This is a genomic window from Paenibacillus terrae (genome assembly GCF_000943545.1).
Lineage (GTDB): Bacteria > Bacillota > Bacilli > Paenibacillales > Paenibacillaceae > Paenibacillus > Paenibacillus terrae_A.
Genome location: NZ_JTHP01000100.1, coordinates 1 through 13543, shown reverse-complemented (window position 1 = coordinate 13543; position 13543 = coordinate 1). Strand labels below are relative to the sequence as shown.

9 protein-coding genes and 1 pseudogene are annotated in these 13543 nt (G+C 38.5%); 6 read left to right on the top strand and 4 right to left on the bottom strand.

The window, feature by feature from the left end; genetic code table 11:
• Window positions 1–591: 591 nt before the first annotated feature.
• The gene (locus QD47_RS27060; RefSeq protein WP_044649032.1) at window positions 592–1548 is read right to left on the bottom strand and encodes an IS30 family transposase; all 957 of its coding nucleotides are present in this window, start codon (window positions 1546–1548) and stop codon (window positions 592–594) included.
• A 178-nt stretch (window positions 1549–1726) separates the two neighbouring features.
• On the opposite strand from QD47_RS27060, the gene QD47_RS27055 reads away from it, so the two are divergent.
• Window positions 1727–2056, top strand: a complete 330-nt coding sequence (locus QD47_RS27055) for a helix-turn-helix domain-containing protein (protein ID WP_044649031.1) — start codon at window positions 1727–1729, stop codon at window positions 2054–2056.
• A 770-nt stretch (window positions 2057–2826) separates the two neighbouring features.
• Here the strand turns inward: QD47_RS27055 and QD47_RS30295 are convergent.
• Window positions 2827–3243, bottom strand: a complete 417-nt coding sequence (locus QD47_RS30295; protein WP_152643886.1) for a hypothetical protein — start codon at window positions 3241–3243, stop codon at window positions 2827–2829.
• A 115-nt stretch (window positions 3244–3358) separates the two neighbouring features.
• On the bottom strand, window positions 3359–3592 hold the full coding sequence (locus QD47_RS30290) for a GIY-YIG nuclease family protein (protein WP_052646975.1): 234 nt from the start codon (window positions 3590–3592) through the stop codon (window positions 3359–3361).
• Window positions 3593–3900: 308 nt separating this feature from the next.
• Here QD47_RS30290 and QD47_RS27045 point away from each other — a divergent pair, with 308 nt between their 5' ends.
• The 5 genes and pseudogenes from QD47_RS27045 to QD47_RS27025 all read left to right on the top strand — a co-directional run bounded on the left by QD47_RS27045 (window position 3901) and on the right by QD47_RS27025 (window position 12030).
• Window positions 3901–4581, top strand: coding sequence for an SOS response-associated peptidase (locus QD47_RS27045; RefSeq protein WP_044649030.1), 681 nt, complete (start codon window positions 3901–3903; stop codon window positions 4579–4581).
• A gap of 492 nt (window positions 4582–5073) precedes the next feature.
• Window positions 5074–6993, top strand: a complete 1920-nt coding sequence (locus QD47_RS27040; protein ID WP_044649029.1) for a hypothetical protein — start codon at window positions 5074–5076, stop codon at window positions 6991–6993.
• Window positions 6994–7004: 11 nt separating this feature from the next.
• A complete protein-coding gene (locus tag QD47_RS27035) occupies window positions 7005–9548 on the top strand; it encodes a hypothetical protein (protein WP_044649028.1) in 2544 nt (847 codons plus the stop codon).
• Window positions 9549–9981: 433 nt separating this feature from the next.
• Window positions 9982–10930 (top strand): annotated as a pseudogene (locus QD47_RS27030) (IS30 family transposase).
• Between the two features lie 122 nt (window positions 10931–11052).
• Window positions 11053–12030: a site-specific integrase gene (locus tag QD47_RS27025; RefSeq protein ID WP_082067317.1), complete on the top strand. Its 978-nt coding sequence runs from the start codon at window positions 11053–11055 to the stop codon at window positions 12028–12030.
• 568 nt (window positions 12031–12598) lie between these two features.
• Here QD47_RS27025 and QD47_RS33490 read toward each other — a convergent pair.
• Window positions 12599–12832, bottom strand: a complete 234-nt coding sequence (locus QD47_RS33490) for an XRE family transcriptional regulator (RefSeq protein WP_152643885.1) — start codon at window positions 12830–12832, stop codon at window positions 12599–12601.
• Window positions 12833–13543: the final 711 nt, after the last annotated feature.

Sequence of the window (13543 nt, the reverse complement as noted above, 5' to 3'; positions counted from 1 at the left end):
CCTATATAGTACACAACTTTATTGTATATATAGAATCACATAATCAGTTAGAAACGTTGATATACCAAGGGGTGCTAGTACATAACTTTATTGTTCTAAGAGATTTTACACCTTATTTGAATATCATAATGGATATTATGTTAACTAATTTTTGAATAACAACCCTCTCTGCTTATGCTTGAATTGCTATTGTTACTGTGGCCAATCTCTCAATACCAGCGAACCTGATACCAACCATGTAGGGGAGTATATTAATCATGGAAGTTATAAAAGAGAACTTTGTAATTCAGATTTGCAAATTGGGTATAAGATGGTGGATGATTGAAGAGATCTGATTTACCAAGAAATATTACTAAAGGTAAGATAAATTCAAAATTAAGTAGATCGGATTTGAAGTATTTATGTAACTATGGAAAAAGATCTATTTCGTTCTATTCCCCAAGAAGATTTTCGTGATACCCAATAATACTATTAAATGCCGAATAGCTTAAAATGGCTCATGAATCGTTAACAGTGTACTCTCATTAGACTACCGACAAAGGTTAACTTGATAGTGGATTGTCTATTGTCTGATTTTGGTATGACGGATTGTCAAGCCAAGTGCGACAGTTCCTCTGTAAACGATTCGTGAGCCGTTTTCCAACCCAAGCATTTTCGTGGACGATGGTTGATTAAATCCAGGGAACGCTCCAATGCTTCATCTGTGATTTGTGCGAAATCTGTACCCTTGGGAAAGAACTCTCGAAGTAGGCCATTGGCATTCTCGTTTGATCCGCGTTGCCAGGAAGAGTATGGGTCAGCAAAGTAGATCTGCACGCCATGTGTGGCTTCCAGATTTGCATAACAAGCGAACTCCTTTCCACGATCGGTCGTAGCGGTTCGAAACGCTCCAGCGGGATACTGTGAAGCGGCTACGCCAAAGGCAATCTCCATCGACAAGGCTGTACGATCCGGCATTTGAATCGCAGTGTACAGGCGGGTCTTCCGTTCAATGAAGGTCGCCACACACCCTTTACTTTTTCCTCGACCAGACACCACCGTATCCAGCTCCCAGTGTCCAAAGGTTTCCCGGGAACGCACCTCCTTGGAGCGTTCGGAAATCGACTTGCCCACGGCAAACTTCCCTCGTTTTTCAGCAGGCTGTTGCCGTTTACCTTTGTGCCGCAGCACCTTCAAGTCCACTTGGGCAAGGCGACCGGCATAGATCCAACGATAGATGGTTTTGCAGCACACGGTGGGCTTGCCTTCTGTTCTAAAACGCTCCACGATCTGCTCCGGAGACCAGGTCGCCTGTGGCTTTTCTTCCAGTTCTTTGGCTTGTTCTTCTGTCCATTTGCCTTGGGGTACAGAAGCTTTACGGCGCTCCTTGTAAGCGTGTTGGGAGCTTTCTGCTTCGTAGGATGGTAGCTGAGCATTCCGACGGATTTCACGGCTAATGGTGCCGTGGTGTCGTCCCAACTCCACGGCAATCGCTCTTGCACTTTTCCCCTGCTGATGCAGGATTTCTAGCTTGCTTCGTTCGATTATGCTAAGATGTGAATAACTCATGGACTGATTCTCCTTGTGTGAATGCTGGTGTGGTAACTTTCATTCTACACGAATCAGGCCATGGGCCCTTTTTTATTTATTTCCAGCGGGTGTCGCACTTCATATTACAATCCGTCGTATAATAAAATGTAGGTAGAAACAGATTAATTTATATCTACAAGGTAAGTGAGGCGATATATTGAATAATAATGATTCATATTTCGGGATGGGAGTAAAGAAACCGCGTTTTCGAAAAGGTAAAAACTTTATAAAAAATCGGATTTTAATGGCTGCACTATTTGGCACAAATACGAAACTTTCTCAGCTGAGTGATCTACTCGGAGTGAACACAAGATCCGCTTACTCATGGATATATGAGAGGAACCCAAGTCTGAAAAATCAAAGTAAGATAGCCGAGATTTTAAACTTTCCCGAAACAGTTCTATTTTATGATCATTGCGGCGCTGAAGAGATCGAAATCCCTTTTCAAACAACCCTTCACCAAGGTTTCTTTGGCAATAAAATTTAAAATGTTCTACTAGCCGGAATGATGATTGTTCATGATATCAATCACTTAGATTTGGCACAATATCTTGGATTCAATAGTAGGCTATTTAGTAATCAGATTCATGAAGGAAAAATTCCAACGATCGCCGTTCAAACTGAGGTGAGTCGTTTCTTCAAGATTCCTCCACATATATTGTACGATCCGAGACTCTTTCGTACATATCTCGGATTAAGGTAGAACACCCTAGAACGGACATAGCTACACGAATGCTAGAATGGTTAAAAAACTTTGCTATAGAAAATGGAATATATAATATTCGCATAGGGATTAATGAAACTGAAGCCGTTCAAACATTTGCTCAAGATCACGAATTTGTACTGTCACAAGAAACAAAAACTTGGAATCTACAACTACAGAAATAACAATGATAAGTAAGGAAATTTATGGGCAAAATAAATTACGAGTAGATTTGCTGTTTTTAATGATTCATATCTTGGATTGACCGAAGGTGCCAGCGCAAGCAGCAATCATTGAATCAAATGTAGCATGGATTGGTTTAAACGGCTGCTCGCAATACGTTGTGATGATGCTATGGCGAAAACACCCCAGCAACCTAGAACATTCTACAACTACTGATTTTGCTTGCTTTAATTCCAGGCCAGTTTATATGAAACTGATTGTAAAAGATGCAATTATTGTAGATTGGATTCCCATTTAATCTACAGTAAATCCCCCTTTTTCTGATATGAATATTGATCTCACCGGATCTGCTTGGAGTATATCAGATCCACCTAATTACGTATTAGATGAGAGAAGTAGCCTTCCTCAAGCATTCTCTCATACGCATATTTATGTGTCATACAAAATAATCCGACAGCTTGATCAAAATTAGCACCAGCAAACATATACATTCTGATTGCGTGCATCGATTCTTCATAATATAGAGCAGTAGCGTCTTCAGACAGCTCACGTAATGAATATCTAGACACCAGTAGTGAATTGTTTTGATTGCTAAACAGATCCACGATTTCATAATTCCCAATTACTGCTGCACGTTGGCCTTCTACTGACCCACCTATCTTATTCCATTGTGGTAACTTCCCATGTTTTAACTGGTAGCTTTTTATGAGAATACCTTCCACTTTCTTTAAGTAATTATAAGAATCTTGGCCAATTAGCTCAAAAGATTCCTGCACACTTGGGGTCAAATTTTTTAGTTTTTCCCTATTCCTCATCAACTTTGGTTGTTCATTTGCTGATTGAAGAAAGAGTGAGTATCCAAGCATCTGTCTACGACTGAAGTATTCTTCAATTTGAGGCTTTTTACCATGCTTTGTCTTCTACTTTGGTCAGTCCATTATGCTGCATAAATCGAATTTTTAAATCAATTGCTAAACCAATATACAATATTTCTTTTGTAATGGTATCCCAAAAACAGTATATTCCAGATGAAGACCATCCTATCCCGTCATTGGGACTGCAAAGGTCGTCAATCCACTCAACCATTTCTCGTACTTGTTTATGATTATATTTGTCTCTAATAACAGTACCAAACATTTTATTATTCAACTCCTGTCCGTATGCTTTAAAAAAAGTAGATATCTCAAGTTATTAGATTGCTTATAAATTATACCATATGATTAAGTTTAAAAGGCTCTTGAGGAAATCTAGGATCATTAAGGTAATTTCTTTGGATTTTGTGAATTGCATATTTAGGAAGGATGAGAGAGAGCAAAAGGTTGAGCCATATGGGGGGAGATCACAGGGAATTAGTTATATGAGATATGCATTTTAAAGGACTAAATTTTTATAGTAGTTTGCAGTAGGCGGAAATTGTCTATTCTTATAAGAGGGGAGGGAGTGCTATGTGTGGAAGATTTACGCTTTCAGCAGATATAGCCGATGTAATGAACACGTTTTCGGTAGATAGTAAGAATTATGAGTATACTCCAAGATACAACATTGCTCCGTCCCAGACTATATCAGTAATCACAAACTATAATGGGCACAGGGCGCTCGAAGGTTATCGATGGGGACTTGTACCTCGGTGGGCAAAGGATATCAAGATTGGTTTCAAAATGATAAACGCCAGGGCTGAAACATTGAAAACCAAGCCAGCCTTCCGTAATCTATTGTCCAGGAATCGAGTTGTCATTCCTGCAGACCGATTCTATGAATGGAAGCAAATGAGTGACGGAAAGCAGCCATATAGATTTCAACTTAAAGGACAGGGGATATATGGGTTTGCTGGGCTTTGTGATGAATGGATTGATCCTAAAGGAGACATGCTGCGTAGCTGCACCATTATCACAACCCGGCCGAATGAATTGGTACAGAATGTGCATGATCGAATGCCGGTAATTTTGGATAATACCTCGGTGAATGAGTGGCTAGATCCTGAAATAACAAAAGCAGAGCATGTGCTAAGATTATTGCAGCCTTACCCAACTGATTCAATGATCTCATATCCCGTTTCTAAGGCAGTGGGAAATGTTCGTAATACTGACGCAAGTTTAATTGAAGAAATCACTCTAAACTCAAAGTAACACTCTTCAAATGTGTTGGTTATTCGTATGATACAGCTCATAGGTTTTAAATTCTGTTCTCTTTACAATGAATGAGATGTTGTCTTATACTATGTAAATAGTAATTACCAGTTTGGCGGCGTCATGCGACCTACCCGCCTTCATTTTTTGAGAAATACACTTTTCCTAAAGTGCTTTTCTGCAATTACTGCAGAATTCATCATTTAGGGGGAGTGTATTTTTGTTTTCTCACAAAAATTTGAGCGTTATGTCAACTGTAATTAGAATCTCTAATTTAAGGGGGGGAGCAATTATGTGCAGAGTCATCAGCACACCTGACGATGCAATACCAAAGTAGAAGATCTCATTAGTCGAACCATTAGTTTGACGAACATAAGAAAGCATTGCTAAAGATGTATTAAAAATTCAACAGCATAATAATTGTTTTATAAACGAGTCCTGTATTTAATGCTGGGGTCGTTTTTTTATTCAAGACAGTGAGGAGAAAAATGAATGGAACCAAAATGGATATGTAATCAAGAACTGTTCCCATGTATCAACGTTTCTTTGATGGAGGACATTTTAGGGCTTGCCAGTGATTCAAAAAAGGCAACTTTAAAGTTCTCTAAAACATACAATCTCCAATATATTGGAGAGCTAGCCGAAAGATGGAATGAAAGAAATATCGTCAATAGCAATCAAGACATTATAGCACTGATCCTAGGAATTTCACTCTGCTCATCCGGAACTTTCCTCTATGATCAAAAAAATCTATTCATTAATAGTATATGTGATTACTTAAAAACGAATTGGAACGGAATAGCTGCCAGTGCAATATTGAGTTTTGGATATAAAGATCTGAAGCCTAATCCGGAGCTGGAACAGATTCGTGAGAGACTCGTTCAATGCGTTGACTCCTACGAACATGAATCTGAACGAATACTGCAGATTTCCCTTTTATCTCATGTATATGAGTTAAAACCAAATGATGAGCTCCGTAAGTACGTTCTGACTCAAATCGATGGTCTTTGCTTAAATATTAAGAACCCTTTCCTAGAATATCCGCTTTTGCTTCTTTTAAGTGATGTATACCGTCAACTAGAAAGACCAACTTCAAAGGAATTTAAGACAAAGGGTATGGGTAGGTTACTTCAAGTTATCACAGCACTTCGAACTAAAGAGGTATTACAAAATCAGCAGTATAATACAACTCTTAAAGTAAAGGATGGAGACATATCTGTACTTAATTTCTACATGGCTTTCCAGAACACCCCTGACGTTCATTCGATAACAGGCCCTGGTTTTGACCGAATCAAAGAAAACTTTTTTTTCGCTCAGTTTACCTCAGAAAATGACTTACCAATGCATCTGATCGATTTAATTGATGAAGTGAGTTACGGCAAGTCAGAGAAAGAGCATCATTTAGATTTTCTACTACGAAAATTAAAATCCATAGGCCTTAGTGGCTTCCCAAATCGGAACAACTTAAAACTGCTCATTAGTAAATGTGATACCATTCTTCTAAAACATTGTAGTAAATCGTACATCGAGCTTCTACGGGAAGAGCTATTTATAGAGGAGAGACGGAACAGAATTATCCAGGTACTCCTGGAGATCCATGCACTCAATGAAGAACAATTTAATTATCTTCAACAGTTGAGTGACAAGTTTAAAATAGGAATAACGCCTAATCTTAACTATACTGCTATGTGTTTGGAATACGGATATTTAACCTTAAATGATGTTGAAATGTTGATGGAAAAAGACATGATCAAATTAGTAATATCTATTTTGAAGAACAAAGATCGGCATGAAGATCTGCTCAACTTATTAGAGAAAGTCCCTAATGAGTATCATAAGTTTTTATTGGAAGACTCACAGTTCAATCTTCTGAAAACTAATATGAAAGATGAGTATAAAGTGCGTTTATATCCTCTTTACATCAATGTTCTTTTTGCCTACAAAACAAGTAAATTCCCCATAATATTATACGAAATACTACAAACAAGTGAGTTCATCGATTTGTTTCAGCTTTCTACTAATAAGGTTGATCAGATTGAACAACAGCTTTTTACAAGTAAATTCCTCCCCAATGAAATTCAACAAAAAATTCGAACCAAATATATGACGCCTGAAGAGCTTGAGAAGGAATATATTATTGAATTATGTGAAAAAGTCAATTCGAGTACATGGTACAAATATAAGTCTTATGCAGAAAAAAATTGGGACAGAATTGCCAAAAACTCGGATCTCCGTGAGGTTTTTTTTACAAGATTTATAGCTCATGCCTACGAAATAGCTGACGAATATGATCTTGGACGAATTCTAATAGTACTGTATCAATTTCGCTCAAAAAAAGTTTTCGCTCCTGAGCAAATTGTGTGCTTAGAGAATTCTCTAACTGAAAAAACAATAAAAATCTTTTCAAAGTGAGGAAATCAAATATGATAACAACAATGATTAATAATCATTTATCTGTGATCCAAGAAGCAAGTTCAAGAGGGATATCCCCTCACAAGCTGGAGAACGTCATTCCTGATAAACGGCCGTGTATTACCTTAGTTACTCGTGCTGTAAATATTACTGCTGATTCATGGAACAAAGCATTATCCTCAACAAGTTTAATACATTTCATTAACACAACTTCATTAGCAGACGAAATTGTTGATAACTTGTTAAAACCAAGATATCCTCTTGGTGAAATTGAAAAAATAATCAAGTTGCCATACATTGAGAGCATCTATAAAAAACTTAAGAAGAACTTAGAGAAAGACTATACTTCGAGGCATAATCTAACTTTTGCTGATTGGCTTCTGGATGTCCTTTCTTATATTTCGATTTATGGGTTTGACCGAGTGGGAATGAAGGATCTTCTTCAAACTGTTTCGTCCATGAGCTCTTGTAGAGAAACCGAAGCTCAATATCCAGACCTATGCGTTGAAGATCGAGCGAAAATTATTCGACTTTGGAGTATGCCTTACTTGAATATTAAAAATATATCAGTATTTAAACAGTACAATATAGTAAAAGAATCATTACCCTTTATCGATATCTACGAAGAAGCTAATGAAATGTTAGGACCTTTAGTTTTTAACCAAATATTTCCTGCATTCCATCAGTCTTTAGTAATATCGACTAATAAGGAAGCACTATTGAAAAGTATTCGTGTTCTTCTCAATGAGCTGGATTCAAATATATCAACTCATTATTTTAAGGAGATATTCGGTGATAATGAAAATATTGTATTGGACTCTGAAATACACAAGCTGTCAAGAAATATCACTGAGCATAGCTCGAAAGATGTATATAGTATGATTTACGGTGAGAATTCGCTTGCTTATGAAGTTCTTCACTCTACAAAAGAGTTCGAACCATATCAAGTGAATCTCCTGAAGAGATGCGTAGAATCCGGAAAGAAGGGGTTCCTAAGGCTCATTCTAGATGATCGAGCCAGAGAACTTTATCATGATCTGGATGTAAATAATCTTCTCTTTAAAGAAGAGTTCCAAAAGATTGTTAACCTCAATACGTTAAATAATAAGAACCTGTTGACGATTTCCAGTATGAAGTATAGAGAGGGGAATTTGGATCTTCTCAACCCTGATATTCCCCTAACCTTTGATGAATTTTGTTTTCTACATGGGAAGAAAAAAATAAACATCGATTTTTATTACACCCTCGCCAAGTCTTTTAATGTTGAGGCAAGATTAAAAATTAGTCGTGAATTACCAGATCTCTCTACAGTAAAGGATCTATACCAAACGACCGAGGAATTATTTGAGGCTCTGGTAGCGTTGGTAAGCATCAAGCCAGTAAAACAATGGATTAATGAAGAACAAATAAAATTAGAGGATGCAAAGGATTTTCATTATTTGAAAATGTTGCTCGTACCACATCGATTCAGAAAATTTCAGTCCAGTGTGAAGAGGGGGAGCGATGTTGATTTTATCCTTAATGAAAAAGAGTTATTATCTGTTGCCGACAATCTTGATGAAGCAAAACTTTTATTTGTTGAGCAAAATGAGGCATGTCGATTTGTATTGAATAAAATAGAGGTTACACCTGATTTTATTCAGAAATACAAAGGGAATATTGTCAACTTTTACGAAAAAGGCCTTTGCAATATATTCCAAAAACTTCATAATAGTTCATCTTATGATAAAAAGATGTTACTGAACTTAAATCTTATTACTAAGGCTGAGCTGTCTGGAAAACTCAGCGAGATCAAATTCGCGGAAGAAGATTTTGAACTAGAGATTGGACTACCGGTACCTTCGCATGTTATCAGTGAATGGGTTAAGAACAGAACAACGAGCACTAAGGAACTCAACATCCAGGAGACATTTGATTATGAATCTACGCTGCGGCTTGGTGAGTATCCGGTTTCTACTTGTCTGCACTGGAATAGTGGTAGTTATTCTCAGTGTTTACTGAGTAATTTTGACACCAACAAAAAAATCCTTCTGGCTAAAAATCGGAGAGGAAACATTGTGGCACGGGCTATTATACGTTTAACTAAAGGTTCCAACAACTTTGTATTAAATAAAAGTATAAAAGAGAAAAAACTTAGATTTAAGGATGTAGAAGCTCAACCTGAGCAGGATACTCTTCAAAAAGTGAAGCCAAAGGAAGAACTTGTATTGTTCCTCGAGCGTTGCTACACTTCTATGAATGGGAAATCTGCTTTAGGGATGCGTAAAAAATTCGTTAAGTTAGCGATCGAGAAAAGTAAAGCGTTGGGTGCGAAGTTAATTATAGCTGATGGATACGCTCAAGAAGGGATTCTTGAACTCCAACAATACACTAAGGAAAATTATTTTATCTTCGTCTCCTATTCCAAAAATGGCTACCAATATCTTGATAGCCTTTCTGGCCAAGCTAGCGAGAGCAATGAAGGAAAATATATGAAAGCCAAAGTTATATTCTTAAAAGAACGTAATGATCAACCTCAAATCGATTTGACTCTCCAAGAAAGGAGGACATCCTAACTCCACTATTTAAGATATACTATATTTGAGCGTTCCCCTATCTTTCAGGGGAACGCTATTTAGTTTCTCTGTTAAACGGTAATTACACATGAAAATCAGTTATTTTGAACTTCTCGCCTCTCATTGTTCAATTCAGGATTATGTTGTAAAATAAAATTCACAAAATAATGAGGGTCAGGCCGTATTATATTCAGACGAACGGATTTTATGATGTAGAAGGGTAGCCTATGTCTTTTACTGGGACGGGCTATCTTCTTTTTGTAAACTCTTTTACAACTCTCAGCAATAAGAGTGAATGAACCTAAGCATATTTTAAATGACGGATTGTAATATGAAGTGCGACACCCACAGGAAATAAATAAAAAAGGGCCCATGGCCGGATTCGTGTAGAATGAAGTCACCACAACAACCATTCACACAAGGGGAATCCACCATGAGCTACACGAATCTTAGCATAATCGAGCGCAGCAAGCTAGAAATCCACCACCAGCAAGGGATGAGTGCAAGATCCATTGCTAAGAAACTGGATAGGCACCCGGTAACCATTTGCCGTGAAATCCATAGGCAGGCTTCGGTGTCGTACCAGGCGGAACAGGCCCAGCACGCCTATGAAGAGCGCCGGAAAGCTTGTGTATCCAAAGGCAAATGGACAACGGAACAAGCAGTGATCATCGAAGCAAAGCTTGAGGGCAGTTGGTCTCCTGAGCAAATCGTAGAGCGGCTCCGGCAAGAAGGAGAACATGTGGTGTGCTTTAAAACCATCTATCGCTGGCTCTATACCAGCCGCCTAATGAGAGGGGCCCTGAAGGTGCTCCGGCACAAAGGCAAGCGGCAGCAACCTGCGGAAAAACGAAACGTTCTCCGTAGGCAAAACCATCTCCCAGCGCCCGTAAGAAGTCCGTTCTCGGGAGACGCTTGGACATTGGGAATGGGATACCGTGGTCTCAGGGCGTGGAATAAGCAAAGGCTGTGTAGCCACATTCGTGGAACGCAAGACGCGTCTTTACACCGCGATTCAGATACCCAATCGCACAGCGCTATCCATGGAGATTGCCTTTGGCGTAGCCGCTTCCCAGTACCCTGCTGGAGTCTTCCAAACAGCCACCGCTGACCGTGGCAAAGAGCTTGCCTGTTATGCGAGTCTGGAGGCCACCCATGGGGTACAGGTCTATTTTGCCGTCGTATTCCTCTTGGCAACGAGGCTCCAACGAAAAACCTAATGGCTTGCTGCGAGAGTTCTTCCCCAAAGGGACAATTTCGCTCAAGTTACGGATGAAGTCCTAGAGAAAGCACTCTATCTCATCAATCACAGACCACGAAAATGTTTGGGGTGGAAAACGGCTCACGAATCCTTTTTAGAGGAACTGTCGCACTTGGCTTGACAATCCGTCATATGAATAACAGACTTATACTAAAATTAATAAGGAGTGAAAATGTTGCATCGACACAAACTAAAACGCAAGTTGTTGTATACCTTAACTCCCCTTCGCTCCAGGAGAATGGTATGAACAGTAAAGAGATTTCAATTAAAAGTAACGAGCTCGACAAGGCTGAGGAAACTTTAAAATTTCTATTAGAACAAAAGAAAGAATATATCTCCAATTCCAAGGCGAAAAATACAGTTAAATCCTACTCGTCTGACTGGCAACACTTCACGCAATGGTGTAAACATAATCAATTGGGTTATCTTCCTACCAACGATGAAAATTACTCATTATATTTATCAAGCCTAGCTATTGAAGGTTATAGGGTGAGTACCATACGTAGACGAATGAGCTCCATCGCTCAGGCTCATCTGGTAGCAGGGCATCCCTCTCCGACGACTGCACACATTAAAGTTGTTTGGGCAGGTATTAGAAGAGTACACGGAGCGTCTGAAATCGGTAAACTTCCGGTGGTAATAGACATACTGAAGCTCATGCTTAATGAACTCCCAGATAAACTTCAAGGAATACGTGATCGAGCGGTACTATTGATTGGATTTGCAGGCGCTTTCCGTCGAAGTGAGCTGGTGAGCTTAGACATTGAGTTCGTTAGCATTGTTAGAGAAGGTCTGATCATTCAATTGAACAAATCTAAAACGGATCAGGAAGGAAAAGGGGAGTCTATTGGTATCCCCTATGGCTCGTTTGAGGAAACTTGTCCTGTAAGAGCTTATATCGATTGGATTCAAGCTGCTAATCTAAAATCTGGACCTGTATTTCGATCCATTAACAGACATAACCAGGTTTCTCAGTCACGACTATCTGACAAATCTGTTGCATTAATTGTTAAACGATACGTTAATGAGGCCGGACTCGACGAGAAGCTCTATGCTGGTCATAGCCTGCGAGCTGGACTTGCTACTACAGCAGCAATGCTTGGAAAAAGTGAGCGTGCAATTATGGACCAAACACGTCATCGTTCTGAAGCAATGGTTCGGAAATATATACGAATGGGCTCAATTTTTAAAGAGAATGCAGCCAGTAATATTGGCTTGTAATTCAGATGAAGTGGAGTGAATTTCTTGTTTTCATCAGCCTTGTCTTTAATTGTAGCTTACATCCTCAACAAAACCGGACTAATGGAAAAAATGTACGTAAAATTCTTTCTTTCTTTGATCGTTTTAGGCGACTTGGGATGGATAATTCACCTTTTACGGGCAAAGTACTACGATCAATGGTACTGGCAAGTACAGGTTTCAACCACGATTCTTGCCTTTATTACGTTTACCTTTTTACTTTTCGTTGTACAGAAAACTAAGGGTAACAATTAGAAAAACATGAAATTACGTCGCAAAGAGGTCGAATGGGGATACATTCCTTCGACCTCTTTTTTTGTTTTGTCAATTTATACTTGCTTTATAAGGTAGAGATAGAATCACTCAACAGGCTCTAGTGATTTAAAACAGTGCCTTATGAGCTCAAACTAAAGGCAAGGTGGAGTAAAAACATAGACAGGGTAGAATGGGGATTTCAGTTTGTAGGATGCCATTCCGCAAGGGTGATAAAAATTAAATCATCCTGTTTATGTATGAATAGTTTTCTTACAATTATTTAACAAGTGATTGATCAAAAAATATTATGCTTTATTAAAGGTTTATTTAATTCATCTGTAATACCAAGCAAGCTAGACACTTGTTTTCTATAACGATTAGCCTTACGTGTTCCATGTATGAGATTTGATAATCGTGATGGGGGGATCTGATACGTCTCACAAAATGTTTTCTGATCGATCTGTATCTCGACAAGTTTTCTTTTAATTTCCCATCCAAATGGAGTAATAGCGTGCTTTCTATTGTCCAATAAATTCACCTTCTTTATAAAATATTAAAATTGGTTTAATCTTTTCAAAGATATCACATAATTAGTAAAAGACCAGACACGTATACTGTGTATGTATAAAATGCTTATTATTTCTATATATTTATAATTAAATTAAAGCAACCTTATAAGCACCTAATAATACCGTTTCAGGTAAACGTGATCCCAAAGGGGATTAAGAATTATGGTATGCCAATTATATCTGATGCAATATCCGACTAATTCAATACCAATAGCTATTATCCATTATTCCAATGCCATGTAGCTGGCAGTAACAATGTTAATGTGGTGAATAGGTAAATCAGCGTCCAATAGATCATAGGTTTTGGTTCCCAACGTTGTTAAGAGCCTAGCGCAACCCAGGACACAACCGCATGACCATCCTAGAATCAGCTGTAGAGCCTTATAGCACAAAAAAACATTTCACGAAAAAGAAAAATCGTGAAATGTTTTTTGACGGATTGGGATACCTGAAAATCACAAAAAAAAGGGCTCTTCGCTCTATTGGATGGGTAACGCCGTATAGAAATAGGTTCATAGTCAAGCTTGTTTCAGTAGATTCTTAAAGAAATGGTATAAAGGGAACGGGGTAAAAATGGGTTTAGGGCCTGTGTGCTGCAAGTGCTGGAAGCCGATGTTTATTCGCGGTCATGTAGACCATAGCTATGAGATTATGGACGTTTCTGTACCCAA